The 15,778-nt window shown below is 73.9% G+C and carries 8 protein-coding genes; 2 read left to right on the forward strand and 6 right to left on the reverse strand.

The genetic code is table 11. The features are described from left to right. The first annotated feature begins 19 nt into the window (after positions 1-19). Entirely contained in the window at positions 20-4,459 is a 4,440-nt protein-coding gene (locus ACFY3L_RS48720; RefSeq protein WP_389340722.1) for an SCO7613 C-terminal domain-containing membrane protein, read from the forward strand. A 13-nt stretch (positions 4,460-4,472) separates the two neighbouring features. Here the strand turns inward: ACFY3L_RS48720 and ACFY3L_RS48725 are convergent, their stop codons facing one another. From ACFY3L_RS48725 to ACFY3L_RS48750, 6 genes are all read right to left on the reverse strand, one after another. Then, the gene (locus ACFY3L_RS48725) at positions 4,473-5,366 is read right to left on the reverse strand and encodes a Gfo/Idh/MocA family protein (protein WP_389340724.1); all 894 of its coding nucleotides are present in this window, start codon (positions 5,364-5,366) and stop codon (positions 4,473-4,475) included. 227 nt (positions 5,367-5,593) lie between these two features. Beyond that, complete coding sequence (locus ACFY3L_RS48730; RefSeq protein WP_389340726.1) at positions 5,594-6,580, reverse strand: 1-acyl-sn-glycerol-3-phosphate acyltransferase; 987 nt, start codon at positions 6,578-6,580, stop codon at positions 5,594-5,596. Then, a complete protein-coding gene (locus tag ACFY3L_RS48735) occupies positions 6,580-7,410 on the reverse strand; it encodes a patatin-like phospholipase family protein (RefSeq protein WP_389340728.1) in 831 nt (276 codons plus the stop codon). Before ACFY3L_RS48735 ends, ACFY3L_RS48730 begins: the two co-directional genes overlap by 1 nt. 137 nt (positions 7,411-7,547) lie before the next feature. Further along, the gene (locus ACFY3L_RS48740) at positions 7,548-9,233 is read right to left on the reverse strand and encodes a protein kinase (protein ID WP_389340730.1); all 1,686 of its coding nucleotides are present in this window, start codon (positions 9,231-9,233) and stop codon (positions 7,548-7,550) included. A gap of 129 nt (positions 9,234-9,362) precedes the next feature. Next, positions 9,363-10,634, reverse strand: coding sequence for a glycosyltransferase family 4 protein (locus ACFY3L_RS48745; protein WP_389340896.1), 1,272 nt, complete (start codon positions 10,632-10,634; stop codon positions 9,363-9,365). A gap of 206 nt (positions 10,635-10,840) precedes the next feature. Then, entirely contained in the window at positions 10,841-12,760 is a 1,920-nt protein-coding gene (locus ACFY3L_RS48750) for an amylo-alpha-1,6-glucosidase (protein ID WP_389340732.1), read from the reverse strand. A 155-nt stretch (positions 12,761-12,915) separates the two neighbouring features. Here ACFY3L_RS48750 and ACFY3L_RS48755 point away from each other — a divergent pair, with 155 nt between their 5' ends. Next, positions 12,916-15,573, forward strand: coding sequence for a glucosidase (locus ACFY3L_RS48755; RefSeq protein WP_389340734.1), 2,658 nt, complete (start codon positions 12,916-12,918; stop codon positions 15,571-15,573). Positions 15,574-15,778: the final 205 nt, after the last annotated feature.

The raw sequence follows: 15,778 nt of genomic DNA on the forward strand, positions 1-15,778 counted from the left end.
CGGCGTCATCCTGATCACCATGACGACGTATCCGTGCCCGTTCTGCGGCGGCCAGGCCGACCTTGACGCCGGCTGCTCCGGCTGCGGTCGCCCGCCGTTCCCGGATGCCGCAGAGGTGGTGCGGCTGGGCACGCGCGCCGACGAGCTGCTCGTCGAGGTCGAGGCGGCCCGCGCGGAGCTCGACGAGGCACGCTCCAGGTACCAGGCGGCGGTCCAGCGGCTGAACGCGGTGCGCGCACAGCGCAACATGCTTGCGGCCCGGGTCAGCCAGGCGGTGGAGATGGCCCGCCGGGCGCTCTCCGAGGCGGCAGCGGCGTCGGTACGACCAGCGCCCGCACCCCCGCAGCCGCCGGTCCGCCCCGTGCCCGTGCCGGGTCCGGGCGGTCCGACGGTCCACGGGCCGGCCGCGGTGCCCCCGGCCGCGGTGCCCGCGGCGGAGGCCAGCCCTCGCACGGTGCAGAACCTGCTGTTCATCCTCGGTGGCCTGCTGCTCGGCAGCGCGGCGATCGTGTTCGCGGCCGTCGCGTGGGCGAGCTTCGGGGTGCTGGGTCGGGCCGCGATCCTCGCGACGGTCACGGTCGTCACCCTGGCGGTGCCGCCGCTCGCGCTGGCCCGGGGGCTACGGTCCACGGCCGAGACGTTCGCCGCGCTGGGGCTGCTGCTCGTGCTGCTGGACGGCTACGCCGCCTGGTACGTCAACCTCGCCGGGCTCGCCGACACGACCCGGCCGAGCACGTTCGCGGGACTGGTCTTCGCGGTGACGGCCGTCGTCGCCGGCGGGTACGCGCTCGCAACCGGCTTGCAGGGCCCCCGCTTCGCGGCCCTCCTCACGGTGCAGCCGGTGCTGCCACTGCTGGCGGCCGGCCGGTCCTTCGAGGCGACGGGCTGGACGCTCACGTTCGTCGCGGTGGCGGCGCTCGACGTGCTGCTCGCCCGGACGGTGGCGAAGGCCGCATGGGTCGGCGCCGGGATCGCGGTCGCGACCGCCGCGCCGCTGGGGCTCCTCGCACTGTCCACCGTGGACGGCGTGACCGGCGCGCTCGGCGCCGGCGGGGCGATGCTGGCCCTGGCCGCGGTCATCGTCGCCGCCGGCCTCGCCCACCGGATCACCGCGCACGTCGGCACCGCGGTCGCGGTCGGCATCGTCGCGCTCGTCGCGGTGCGGATCCTCGCGGAGGTGCTGCCGGACCACCGGGCCATCGCGTTCGCGTGCGTGCCGGTGCTGCTCGCGCTGGCCGCGACCGTGCTGCCCGACCGGGTCCGCGCGGGCGCCCGGGTCGGCGCGTACGTCGTGGCCGGCGCGACCGCGGTCCCCTACACCTACGCCGCCCTGTTCGCCGCCGGCTCTGCCGTCGGCGTTGCCCTGCCCGCGTGGCACGGCCCGGTATCCACCCTGGGACGGATCTTCTCCTGGCAGGTGGCGGCCGCGCTGGTGCCCGTCGCCGCGGCCGTCTTCGTCCTGACCCGCTCCCGCCTGGTGGTGTGGCCGACGCTGGTGCTGCTCGCGTTCGCAGTCCCGGGCACGTTCGACGCGGCGCTGCCGGTCGTGTCCGTGCTCGACTTCGCGGTCCTGGCGGCTCTCGCGGTCGCCGCCCTGCGCTGGTCCACCCGGGCTGTGGGTACTCCCGTGGCCGGACTGGCCGGTCCGGCGCCTGCAACACCCGTGCAGGAGCCTGCGCCCACTGGCTGGCAACCACCCGGCGGATCAGCAGCCACAAGCGGGCCGGCGCCCATCGGCGGACCAGCGACCACAAGCGGGCCGACGCCCATCGGCGCGCCGGCGCGGGCGGGGGTTCCGGCCGGGGGGTGGGCGGCGATGGCGCTGCCGGTGGTCGCCGCGCACGCGGTCCTCGTCGGGCTGGACACTCCCCTGTCGACGCTGCTCACCATGGCCGGGCTGACGGTGATCTGCGCGGTCTTCGCAACGCGCAGCGGGTCCGCCAGACTCGCGGCACCTGGGGTCACCCTCGGGCTGGCGGGGTTGCCGCTGCTCGCGGCCGCCGCGGTCCGGCTCGCCGCCACCGGTGAGGCGTTGTCGGTGCCGGCCCCGATGTTCGGCGCGGCGGGCGGCCTGGCGCTGGCAACGATCCTGGCCATCGTGGCCCTGGGCAGGTTCACCCGGACACAGGACGGGATCGGCACGGCGCACGACGCGTTCGGGCCGCCGCACGCCGGGATCGGAGCCGCACAGAGCGGAATCGGTGCGGCGCGGCACGGAATCGGCACGGCGCAGGACGCGTCCGGGGCGCCGCACACCGGGATCGGAGCGGGGCACGGCGGGACCGGTGCGGCTCAGGGCACGTCTGGGGCGCCGCACGGCGGGATCGGCACGCCGCAGAGCGAAACCGGCGCGGTTCAGGGCACGTCTGGGGCGCCGCACGGCGGGATCGGTGCGGTTCAGGGCACGTCTGGGGCGGTGCGGGGCGGGGTCGGTGCGGCACCGGACGGGTCGGGCTGGGGCGGCTGGGCGGGGGTGCTCGGAGTCGCGCTCGGGGGGCTGGGGGTGACGCTGGCCGCGGTCGGGCTGTCGGCGGCGGACGGGGGGCGGTTGCCGTTCGGGGTGTTCGCGGCCGGGGTGGTGCTGGCGGTGTGGTTCGCGGCGTCCGGCCCGGCCGGGTGGGGCCGGGTCCGGGACGGGGGTCCTGCTGCGGGAGGACCGGCGGCCGCAAGGTTGGTGCCGGCGGTGCTTCCCGCGGTCATCCCTGCGGCGGTCCTGCTGATCGCGGTGGCGCCGGCGGTGTTCGGGGCGTTGGTGCGGCCGTACCGGTGGCTCGGCGCCGTCTGGCAAGGGGCGCCCAGCGGTGTGGGGCTCGATCCGGGCGGGCGTTGGTGGGCCGGGGAGGCGCAGGCGTTCGGGCCGGGGCCTGCCGCGGTGGCGCTCGGGCTCGTGGCGGTGCTGGCGGTCCTCATCACCAGGCGGACCCGGACCGCCGTGTGGACGCTCGCGGGGGCGCCCCTCACCATGGCCGTCGTCCTGGGCTGCGTGGCTGTCGAGGCGCCGTGGCCGGCGGTGCCCGCGGTGACGCTCGCGGGCGGGCTCGGCACCGCGCTCGCCGCGGCGCTGGTCAGGCCCAGGGCGCGGGCGATGCGGGTGAACGTGGGGGCGTTCACCTGCTGGTTCACGGCCGGGGCCGGGTTCGCCGGGTGTCTCGCGACGAGACCGGCGACCCTCGCTGCCCTGGCAGCGGTCCTGGTGACGGGCGCCATCATCGGCGTGGCGGGGCGGACCCCGGCGGCCAGGACGGCCGGCTGGCTGGTCGGTGCGGTCAGCGCCGGCTGGCTGGCGTTCGCCTCGGCCCGTGCGGCGGACCTGCCGTTGCGATGGGCCGGCTACTGGGTCCTTCTCGCGGCTGCCGCCGTCCTCGCGGCGTCGGTGGTCATCCGCCGGCTGCGGCCGGCCGCAACTGGCGTGCGGAACGGCGGCGCACAGGTCCTCCCTGGGTACGACAGCACTCTGCCGGCGGGAATTTCGCAGACAGGAGCAATGCGGACAGGAACCACGCAGGGAGAGGCGGCGCAGACCGGGGCCGCGCCGGCATGGCCCGCACAGGCAGGAGTCACACAGCCGGAAGCCACGCAAGCAGGAGCCGCACAGACGGAAGCCACGCAAGCAGGAGCCGCACGCACGGAAGCCGCGCAAGCAGAAACCGCACAGACGGAAGCCACGCAAGCAGGTGCCACACAAGGGGCGGCGGCACCGGCAGGAGCAGCGGCAGGAGCGGCGCCAGGCGGCGGGGCGCAGGGCGGGGCTGGGCAGAGCTGGGACGGGCGGCCCGGCCAGGGCGAGAGCGCGCGGGCCGGGGAAGGGCTCGTCCTGGAGGTGGTCGCGCACGCCACGGCGGCGGTGGCGTTCCTGCTCACCAGCGGGGACCTCGCCGCGATGGCCGGGATCAGCAGCCTCTGGGGGCTCGCGCTCGGGCTGCGGGCGCTCACCGGCGGACCCAGGGTCGCGTTCGCGGGAGTGGCCGGGGCGGCGCAGCTGGTCGCGTACTGGCTGGTGCTCGCCTCGAACGAGGTGGCGCTGCTGGAGGCCTACACATTGCCGGCGGGGGCGGTCGCGGCGGGCGTCGGCTGGTACGCGGCGCGGAAGCGGGCGGCAGGGCCGCAGCCGCTCGGGAGCTGGGTGGCGTACGGGCCGGCGTTGTTCGCGGCGTTCGGGCCGAGCCTCGCGTCGGTGCTGGTGGTCGAGGGCGAACCCGTGCGGCGGCTGCTGCTCGGGACCGGGGCGCTGGTCGTGGTCGTCGCGGGGGCCGTGCGCCGGCTGCAGGCGCCCGCCGTCGCCGGTGGACTGGTGCTGACGGTCGTCGCGTTGCACGAGGTCGCCGTGTACTGGGATCTGCTGCCCCGGTGGGCTCCGCTCGCCGTGGCCGGACTGGTGCTGGTGGGCCTCGCGACGACGTACGAGCGGCGCATCCGCGACGTGCGCCGCATCCGGGACGCCGTGTCCCGGATGCGCTGAGACCCGGAGAACGTCAGACGGTGACGATCGTCTGGGTGCGGCGGGCCTGGTCCGCCGCGCCCAGGATCCCGGTGATGAGCGCCGCGTAGCGCACGTCGCACGGGTGCGGGGTGCCGGCGGCCGCGGCGATCAGGGCCGTGACCGCGTGGCCGAAGGCGTCGACGGGGGTGTCGTCGCCCCACGCGGGCAGGGTCAGGGCGCCGTGCTCGCCGAAGTACGAGAACCCGAACGACGTGGCGTCGGGGGCGGCGTCCAGGGTCAGCGACAGGGTGCTCGCGGCGCCGCTGTCGTGCCTGAGGAGGAGGTGCACGGTGTCGTGCGGCCCGTCGGCGGCGCTGAGGTCGACGACGGGGCCGAGCAGCGGCAGGATCACCGAGAGGGCGTGCGGGCCGAGGTCCCAGAGCCCGCCGTGCTCCTTGCGCCAGGTCGAGCCCGCATAGGGGTTGCCGGGCTGGAAGATCGAGGCGTACATGGTGGCGTGCGCGGCGTACCAGCCGCCGAGGGCGGCGTTGTCGCGCAGGAACGTGTCGACCGCGGGGATGAAGCGGTTGGTGAAGAACACGACGGACGCGACCCCGGTCGCCGCGGTGGCCTCGACGACGGCGGCGGCGGACTCGACGGTCAGCGCGAGGGGCTTGTCGAGCAGGAGGTGCTTGCCGGCGCGGGCGGCCCGGGCGGCGAGGCTCGCCTGGATCTCGGGCGGAAGCGCGATCGCGACCGCGTCGACGTCGTTCAGGAGGGCGTCGACGTCGTCGTACGCCTTGGCCCCGAACGACTCGGCGAGCGCGGCGGCCTTCGCCGGGGAACGGCCCCAGACACCGGCGAGCGTGGCGCCGGGATGCGCCGCGAGGGCCACCGCCTGTGTCTTCGCAGCCCAGTGTCCCGTGCCCAGCAAGCCGAATCGCATCGGGCCATTCTCCACGAGCGCCGTCCGCCGGCGGCACGAGCCCCCGAAGCGACCGCAACCCGCCGGCCGCACAAACCCGAAGCGACCGGAACCCGCCGACCGCACAGCCCCGAAGCGACCGGAGCCCGCCGGCCGCACAAACCCGAAGCGACCGGAGCCCGCCGACCGCACAAACGCCGAAAACAGCCGGGACCCGCCGGCCGCACAAGCCCCGCGAGCGGCAGAAGCTACCTGTGCCGGTCGATCCAGGTGTCGATGCGGGCCCACCACTCGTACAGCCAGTCGACCCGCTGCTCGTGACCGGCCGGCACCTCGGCGGCGTCGACGGACCACCAGCGCATGGTGATGGTCAGGTCCAGGGGCAGGTGCCGCCACACGTCGCCGGCGGTGAGCAGCTTGTCGAGGCCGGTGTGCGCGACCCAGATGACCCCCGCCCCGGGGGCGGCGTCGAGGGCGGCGAGGGTCCCGCCGGGCCGGGGCGCGAGGACGTGCCGGAGGCGGGCGGCGCGCTCGGCCATCGCGTGCAGGCCGAGGTCGCGCAGGCGCTGGATGGCGCGCTCGCGGCGGGTCGGGGTGAAGTTGCCGCCCTCGGGGAAGAGCACGAGGACGTCGTTGTCGTCGAGGCCGGTGGCGAGCCGGGCGACGTGTGACGGGTCGCCGCCGCCGTCGGTGAGGAACAGGTTGGGCAGCCGGTTGAGCATGACGTCGATGACGGGGTCCCACTGCAGGGTGTGCTTGAGCACGATGCGCGGCTCCCGGTCGAACCAGTTCACCAGCGCGTGGATGAGCAGGAACGAGTCGCCCGGCCCGGCGTGCCGGCAGAAGACGAGCTCGGGCCGGCCCGGCGCCGCCACGTCCGGGTCGGTGCCCACCACCGCGACCTTGACGCCGAGCGCCCAGCGCGCCTGGTCGTACAACACGTGCAGGAAGCGTCCGGTGAGGGCGTAGTGGATCCGTTGGAACCGCGGGCCGCGCAGCTTCCAGCCGAACCCGCTGCCGACCCAGAGCCCGAACAGGACGACCAGCGCGACGGCCTCCAGCAGCAGGTAGACGGCGAGCATCCAGGTGACCCGCAGCGCGCGCAGCCGTCCGGACCCGAACGGTGCGGCCAGGGCCGCGACCAGCAGCAACACCGGCATCGTGGCCAGGACCGCGACGATGACAGCGAGGAACACCGGGGTGAGCACGGTGCGGCGCAGCCAGCGGGGCGGCATCAGGAAGTCGCTTCCAGAAACGCCCGGGACGCCTCATACGCGCGGTCGATGCGGGCCCGGGCCAGGGTCATGTTGCGGTAGGACAGCGGTGAGTCGTCGCGTGCGGAGCCGCCGCCGGTCGGGAGGACGTGGACGGTGACGCCGGGCGGCGCCTCGGCCACCTCGCGGGCGAAGCGGTGCCGGCGGGCGACCTCGAACGCGACCTGCGCGACCTCCCACGGCCGGCGCGGCGGGCGCAGCGGCCGTTCGATCCGGCCGACCTGCATGACGAAGACGGTGCGCGCCCCCAGGGTGACGGCGCGGCCGACCGGCACGGAATTGACGATCCCGCCGTCGATGAAGTGCTCCTCCCCGAGGTGGACGGGCGGCAGCAGCCCGGGCACGGCGGAGCTCGCCAGGACCGCCTCGACGAGGGGACCCTTGTCGAACCAGTGCTCGGCGGCGCGTTCGATGCTGGCGGCGCAGCACTGGAAGGGCACCGGCAGGTCGTCGAAGGTGGTGTCGGCGCCGAGCTCGCGGGTCAGCAGCCGGCGCAGCGGCGCCGGGGAGTGCAGGTGGGTCCGGCGGGCGAAGCGGCCCAGCTGGCGGGGCAGCGAGTCGCCGTAGATGGTGCGGGCCTCCGGCGACACCCACAGCTCGGTGAGGCGGTCGGCGACGCGCTCGTCCGGGGCGGCGGCGACGGCGGCGCCGTTGAACGCGCCGATGGAGGTGCCGACGACGAGGTCGGGGCGGATCCCGGCGTGCAGCAGGGCCCGGGCCATGCCGACCTCGACCGCGCCGAGGACGCCGCCGCCGCCGAAGACGAACCCGACAGGACCAGGGAAGCGCACGCCTCCGAACGTAACGCGAAGGCGCCGTCGTCGCAGAAGTCGCGAGGGCCGCCCGAATCGGCGCGAACCACCGCGGAAGCCCCGAACCGGCGGAAACCGCCGAGCAGAAGCCGCGGGGAGCCGGCGGGAAGAACCGCTCAGGCGTGGCGCTGCGTGTACCGCGGCGGCGCCGTCGTCGCGGCGGTCGCGGGTCTGCTGCCGTTCGGCTGCCCGGACGGGCGCGGACCGCCGCCCCCGCCGGCCCCGCCGTCCTCGCCGGGCGGCGGCGGCGGCCGGTCGCCGTCGAACCCACCGGGCGGCCCGCCGTCCGGTGGTCCCTCCGGCGGGGTCGTGGCGTCCGGGCGGTTGCCGTCCTCCGGCGCGGCGACGAGGTCCGTGATCGGCGGCAGGCTGGCGCCGCGCCTGAGGTCGGCGTACCGCGGGTCGCAGGCGACGTCGTTGACGGTGAAGCTCGTCGGCATCGGCAGGACACCGCCGGCGCCGTTCATGCCGATCGTGAGCGCCTTGCCGGGCGGGATGGCGTACGCGCCGATGACCCGCACCCCGCCGCCGACCCGCTCCCAGCTGGCGAGGCCGCCGTTGATCCGCGTGATCTCCTGCCCGCCGGGGAGCAGGAAGGACAGCCGCCACGGGGCGGCGGACCGGTTGCCGGAGTTGGCGACGGTGATCCGGGCGGCGAAGCCCTTGTCGACGTTCTCGGCCGGCTCGGGCCGGCTGGCGTAGTCGACGCTGCAGGCGGGCCGGGGCGCCCACGGCTTCCAGATGGCGAGCACGCCGGCGCCGACGGCGAGGAGCACGGCGAACACCGACCCGGCGAGGGCGCGGCGGCTGCGGCGCCGGGCGGCCCGCCGGTTGCGCGGGACCGTCACCTCCCGGCCGAAGGTCGGCTCGGGCGCCTCCCAGTGCCGCGGGGCCGGGACCGGGGCCGCGGGAGCGTACACCTCCTGCGTGGAGGAGCCGTCCTCCCCGGGGAGGACGACGTGGATGCCGGTGGCCGCGGCGAGCGTACGGGCGACGTACGCCGCGGGCGGCCGCGTGTCGGGGTCCTTGGCGAGGCACTGCCCGACCAGCTGGGCGATGCCGGCCGGCAGGCCGGGGATGTCCGGCAGCGGGTGCGGCGGCTCGTACACGTGGTTGGCGATCATCTGCGTCGGCGTGTCCGCGTGCCACGGCAGCCGGTCGGTGAGGCACCGGTAGACGAGCAGGCCGACGGTGTAGACGTCGGTCGCGGGGATGACGCCGCCGCCGAGGAGCCGCTCCGGCGCGAGATAGGCGGGTGTACCGAAGACGGTGCCGTCCTCGTCGTCGGGGTCGAACGAGCCGGTGAGCCCGGCGACGCCGAAGTCGAGGATCTTCGCGCCGGCGGCGGTGAGCATGATGTTGCTGGGCTTGATGTCGCGGTGCACGACGTGGCGATCGTGCGCGGCGGCGAGCCCGGCGGCGACCTGGGCGCAGATCTGGGTGGCGCGGCGCCACGACATCGGTCCGCCGCGCAGCCGGTTGGACAGCAGCTCGCCCTCGAGGAGCTCCATGACGACGTACGGGCGGCGGCCGTGCCGGCCCGCGGCGAGGTCGCCGGCCTCGCCGTAGTCGTGCACGGCGGTGATGTTGGGGTGCTGGAGGCGGGCGACGACCTGCGCCTCGGCCCGGATGCGCTCCCGGTTGCCGGGTTTGTTGGCGAGCTCCTCGGCGAGCAGCTTGATCGCCACGTCCCGGTCGAGCACGAGGTCCTGAGCCCGCCAGACGACCGCCATGCCCCCGGTCCCGACCGGCGCGATCAGCCGGTACCTGTTGCCGAGGACCTCGTCAGCCGTCCCGCTCACTTAGTCGCCGTCCTGATCGATTCCGGTCGCTGTACCTCAGGAACCCTAATCGCCATCTGGCTGCGACGCGAGACCCCAAATGCGAACAGCCCCGGCAAACTTCCCGCCGGGGCCGTTCAAAGACGCGACTCAGATCGTCAACAGGTTGCCGTCCGGCACGACGATCTGCGGCCGCCCGTGTTCGAGGACCGCGGCGGCCTGCTTTGCGGCGAAGCCGGGCGCCTCCGTGATGGCGGTGCGGTACACGTCGGCGGTGTTGGCCGCGATCGTGGACCAGCCGTACTTCTGGCCGACCATCGTCCGGGCCTTCTGGGCGACCCGGCGGGCGAAGGGCTCGTCGTCCAGCAGGGTGCCGACGGACGCGGCGAGCGCGTCCGGGCTCTTCGCCGGGAAGGTCACGCCGGTCTCCCCGGGCTCGACGATCTCGGCCAGGCCACCGGTCGCGGCGACGGCGAGGGGTGCGCCGGCGGAGGCACCCTCGAGCGCCACCATGCCGAACGGCTCGTAGATGCTCGGCACGACGAGCGCGTCGGTGGCGGCCATGAGCGCGGGCAGCTCGCCCTCCCCCATGAAGCCGGCGAAGCTGACAGCGCGTTGCAGCCGGAGCCGCCGCACGTCCTCCTGGAGCTCCGCCCGGTGCGGGCCGTCGCCGGCGATGACGACCCGCAGGCCGTTGTGCCGGGAGCGCAGCTCGGGCAGGGCGGCGATGAGGTCCTGCACACCCTTCTCGTACACCAGGCGGCCGGCGTAGCCGAGGAGGGGGCCGTCACCGGCGAAGCGGGCGCGGGCGGCGTTGACGGCGCGGGACGGCGCCTTCCAGACGCTGGAGTCGACGCCGTTGGCGACGACGGAGACGCGGGCGGGCGCCAGGTCCAGCAGCCGGGTGACCTCCCAGCGCATGTATTCAGAGCAGACCACCACGCGGCAGGCCTCGTGCCCGAGCCACCACTCGACGGAGTGGATGCACTTGTTCATCTCGTCGGGCAGCCAGCCCTGGTGCCGGCCGGCCTCGGTGGCGTGGATGGTCGCGACCAGCGGCAGGTCGAGGCACTCCTTGAGGGTCACGGCGGTGTGCGTGACCAGCCAGTCGTGGGCGTGGATCAGGTCGTACTGCCCGGTGGCCGCGGCACGCAGGGCGGCCCGGGTCAGGGTGTGGTTGAAGGCCATCGTCCACGCCAGCAGCGTGGAGGTCGCCAGGGGGAACAGCGGCGGGTCCTCCGCCGCGCGGACGATCCGGACGCCCTCGGAGTACTCCTCCAGGGGAGCGCCGGGCGCGTGCCGGGTCACGACGGTGACCTCGTGCCCCGCCGTCACCAGCGAGGTGGCGAGGGCGTGCACGTGCCTTCCCAGCCCGCCGACGACGACGGGTGGGTACTCCCACGAGAGCATCAGAATTCTCATCGGTGTCGCCGCCTTGCCGATGGTCTGGTCCACGTGGCCGCCCCCACAGTTCGAGTTGTCGATCAAAACGCCCGCCCTGTTACCCACGCGCGCCAACGCTGACACACGCATATCAAACTCGCGTGTGAGGCGGTGGGTGGGCTTGAGACTCATCCTGCCGGGCGAGGGTTACCGGCGGGGCAAATCTCATTTCTAGGGTGTAAAGGTCAACCGACATTCCGTCGGACGCGCAGCGTCTCCGCGACCGACCAGGCCTGGAACGGACATCCTGTCGCCCGGTGCGGAGCCTGTCCGTCCGCCGTCTCGCTGACCGAACCCACACCCCACTCGTACAGATGTGCCTCGATACCGGCCAGCAGCTCCCGGTGATCGCCCTGCGGGCCGTGCCGCACCGCGTCGGCGTACGGGCCGATCAGCCAGGGCCACACGGTCCCCTGGTGGTAGGCGCGGTCCCGGTCGGCGGGCGACCCGCGGTGCGCGCCGGTGAAGGCCGGGTCGTCCGCCGCCAGGGACCGCGGTCCGAGCGGCGTGAGCAGGGAGGACAGCAGCGCCGGCACGGGCGTGCCGCGCAGCGGGGCGTGCGGCAGGCTCCAGGCGAGGAGCTGGTTGGGGCGGGTCGACGGGTCGTCGCCGCCGGGGCCGTCGACCACGTCGTACAGGGGCGCGGCATCCTGCACGTCGCTTGCGGGCCGCGACATCCTGAAGCGTGACTCGAAGCTGGCCGCCGCCTGTTCGCGGAGCCGGCGCAGCCCGGTGGCGTCGCCGCCGAGGCGCTCCTTGAGCCCGGCGACGGCGGCGAGGCCGTTGATCCACAGCGCGTTCACCTCGACCGGCTTGCCGGACCGCGGCGTGACGGGGACGCCGTCGACGCGGGCGTCCATCCAGGTCAGCGCGACGCCGGGAGCGCCCTGCGTGACGAGGCCGTCGGCCGGGTCGACCCGGATGCCGTAGCGGGTGCCGGCGACGTGCGCGGCGATCACCTGCTCCAGGCCCGGCAGGATCTCCCGGGCCAGGTCCTCGTCGTCGGCGGCGGTGACGTGCCGCTCGACGGCGTGCAGGAACCACAGGGTGCCGTCGACCGTGTTGTACTCCGTCTGCCCGGTGTCGGCGGTGTTGGCGAGCATGCCCTCGGACAGCGTGGCGGCGTAGGCGCGCAGCAGCTCGCGGCCCTCGTCGCACCAGCCGGTCGCCAGGAACAGCCCCTCGTAGCTGGTCATCGTGTCGCGGCCCCAGGTGCCGAACCACGGGTACCCGGCGACGACGTCCGGCGCGCCTTGCGCACCGGCGACGACGAAGGCGTCGGCCGCCAGTACCAGAGCGGCATCCACCGCATCGGAAGCGTCGTGCACCAGGGCCCGGTTGCGCTCCTCCGCACGGTGGATGATCCGCTGTGCGCCCCGGGCCTGGTCCTCGCCGGCCCACGCCTCGACCTCGAGCGCCTCGCCGGTGCGCAGCTCGGCGCGGAACTGCCCGGCGAACCAGAGGTCCTCGGTCGCGTTGAGCCCGCGGGCGGCCTCCGCGCGGGCGTAGGCACCCCGGTACCACTGGCCGCCCGGCTCCCAGGAAGGGCCGTGCAGCCGGAACGCGCGCTCGACGACGGCACCGTCGCTGGAGGAGGCGACGACCGGAGGCGGACCGGAAGCACCCCGCTCGCCATGGGCGTCGCGCCACGTGACGAGCGCCTTGAGTGTCAGTGTGACCGGGCCGGGCGCGCTCACCAGCCGGTGCACGACGCCGACGTGCGGACTGCCGTGGACCATGGCGAGCGTGCGCTCCAGGACGACCGGCCCGATCCGCCAGCGCCACCGCGGCAGGCCGTCGACGAGCTCGAAGCGCTCCAGGAGGGTGTGGCCCTCGGGGCTGACGACGCCGCCGTCCCACTCGTGCGTGGCGAGCGACACAGTAGCGCCGGACGGCATCGTGAGGACCGGGTCGAGCGCGGCGAGGCCGAGGTGCCGCCGGGCGGGCCGGCCGGGCTCCGCGACCACGAGAAGGCCGTGGTACCTGCGGGTTCGCAGCCCGGACACGGTCCCCATCGCATAGCCGCCGGCACCGTCAGGAACCAGCCACTCACGCTCCGCTCCAGCCGACAAATCACCGCATACCTGCGCACCGAACACCACCATGGGCACAATCTTGGTGGCAAGGAGTGGCAGGACGCGAGTGACTCGCGACAGGATTATTGATCAAGGCAAGATTGGACGGGCCGACAAAAGCGACATCCAACTTGTATGAGACCGTGCTCAACTTGAGCGAAACATCTGCGACGGAGAATGACTTCGTGATCGAGGACGATGGGAACGCCGAACGCCGACGCCTCGCTGAGGCCGACAGCGGTGAGCGCCCATGGCGGGGCTGGGGGCCCTACCTGTCCGAGCGCGCCTGGGGCACGGTCCGGGAGGACTACAGCCCGCACGGCACGGCCTGGGACTACTTCCCGCACGACCAGGCCCGCTCCCGCGCGTACCGGTGGAACGAGGACGGGATGGCGGGCATCTGCGACGACCGCCAGACGTTCTGCTTCGCCCTCGCCCTGTGGAACGGCAAGGACCCGATCCTCAAGGAGCGGATGTTCGGTCTCGGCGGGGACCTCGGCAACCACGGCGAGGACGTCAAGGACTACTGGTGGTACCTGGACTCCACGCCCACCCACTCGTGGATGAAGTGGCGCTACCACTACCCGCAGCGCACGTTCCCGTACGACGACCTGGTCGCCGAGAACTGCCGCCGGGGGCGCGACGAGCCCGAGTACGAGCTGGTCGACACCGGCGTCTTCGACGAGGACCGGTACTGGGCCGTCGAGGTCGACTACGCCAAGGCCGGCCCGACCGACATGTGCATCCGGATCACGGCCAGGAACATGGGGCCCGAGCCGGCGACCCTGCACCTGCTGCCGACCCTGTGGTTCCGCAACACGTGGGCGTGGGGGCTGCCCGGCCGCGACTACGAGCCGGAGATCCGCGTCAAGGACAACGGCCTGCTCGCCGAGCACCGGCTGCTGGGCCGCCTCGCGCTGACCGGCGACGGCGCACCCCGCCCGCTGTTCTGCAACAACGAGACCAACGGCGACCGCATCTGGGGCAAACCGGGCCGCGAGTACCCGAAGGACGGCATCAACGACCACATCCTGCACGGCAAGGACACGGTCAACCCTGACCTCGTCGGCACCAAGGCGGCCCTGCACTACCTGATCTCCGTGCCCGCGGGCGGCACCCACGAGATCCGGCTGCGGCTCAACCTCAACGCGCCCGGCGCGAAGGACCTAGCCCCCGCCGACCTGCGCACCGACTTCGACATGACCATGTCCCGGCGGCTCGCCGAGGCCGACGCCTACTTCGCCGACCTCGTGCCGCCGACCGCCACCCCGGAGGAGGCGATGATCGTCCGGCAGGGCGTCGCCGGCCTGATGTGGGGCAAGCAGTTCTTCCACTTCGACGTCGCGCGCTGGCTGGAGGGCGACCCCGTCTCCGAGCCGCCGCCGGACAGCCGCCGCCACGGCCGCAACAGCCACTGGTGGCACATGAACAGCTGCGACGTGCTGTCGATGCCGGACCCGTGGGAGTACCCGTGGTACGCCGCCTGGGACCTCGCGTTCCACTGCGTGGCGATCGCCCGGGTCGACCCCGGCTTCGCCAAGGACCAGCTCTTGCTGCTCCTGCGGGAGTGGTACATGCACCCCAACGGGCAGATCCCGGCGTACGAGTGGGCGTTCGGCGACGTGAACCCGCCCGTGCACGCGTGGGCGGCGCTGCGCGTCTTCGCGATCGACGGCTCCAGGGACTTCGACTTCCTCGCCCGCGTCCTGCACAAGCTGCTGCTCAACTTCACCTGGTGGGTCAACCGCAAGGACGCCGAGGGCAACAACGTCTTCGAGGGCGGCTTCCTCGGCCTGGACAACGTCGGCCCCTTCGACCGGTCCGCGGCCCTGCCCGTCGGCGGCCGCCTGGAGCAGTCCGACGGCACGGCGTGGATGGCGATGTACGCGCTGAACATGCTCGACATGTCGCTGGCCCTCGCGGTGCACGACCGGGTCTACGAGGACATCGCCGCCAAGTTCCTCGAACACTTCGCGTACATCGCCGACGCCGCCTACGAGTTCGGCCTCTGGGACGAGGAGGAGGCCTTCTTCTACGACGTGCTGCGCACCGCCGACGGGCAGCGCATCCCGTTGAAGGTCCGCTCCGTCGTCGGCCTGCTCCCGCTCACGGCCACCACCATCATCAGCTCCTCCACGCTGCGCCGCCTGCCCGACGTCGCGGCCCGCCTGCGCTGGTTCCTCACCAACAAGCCCGAGTACGGCGACGTCGTCGGCGCGAAGAAGAGCCGCGGCGGGCAGCAGCTGCGCCTGCTGTCGATGGTCGGGCCCGACCAGCTGATCCGCATCCTGCAGCGCATGCTCGACGAGGAGGAGTTCCTCTCCCCGTACGGGCTGCGGACGCTGTCACGCGCCCACAAGGACGAGCCCTTCACCGTGCACATCGGCGAGGCCGACTACACCGTCGGCTACGAGCCCGCCGAGTCGACCAGCGGCCTCTTCGGCGGCAACTCCAACTGGCGCGGGCCGATCTGGTTCCCGGTCAACTACATCCTGATCGAGGCCGTCCGCCGCTTCTCCGAGTTCTTCGGCGACGACCTGCAGGTGGAGTACCCGGCGGGCAGCGGCAAGATGGCCACCCTCGCCGCGGTCGCCGACGACCTGTCGCGGCGCCTGGTCAACCTCTTCCGCGACGACGACACCGGCCGGCGCCCCGTCTTCGGCGACGTCCCGCTGTTCCAGAACGACCCCGCCTGGCACGACCTGCTGCTGTACTACGAGTACTTCCACGGCGACACGGGGGCGGGGCTCGGGGCGGCGCACCAGACCGGGTGGACCGCGCTGGTCCTCGACCTGATCCTGACCCTGCACACCCCGCCGCACCCACGCCCCGCCGACTACTGAACCCCGCCGTTCAGGAGGGCACGCCGCAGACCTTCCAGGCGTCGCCCTCCTCGACCAGCGTGAAGACGACCCGCTTGGCGGGGCCCTCGGCGAACACCAAGTCCATGGTGATGGAACAGGAGGTAGGCGCCGGCACCGGCACCGCCGCAGCACAGCACGGCGAGCACGCCGAGGACGATCAGCACGGTGCGCAGGGTGGTGTTCC

The sequence above is a fragment of the Dactylosporangium sp. NPDC000521 genome, assembly GCF_042898305.1.
Lineage (GTDB): Bacteria > Actinomycetota > Actinomycetes > Mycobacteriales > Micromonosporaceae > Dactylosporangium.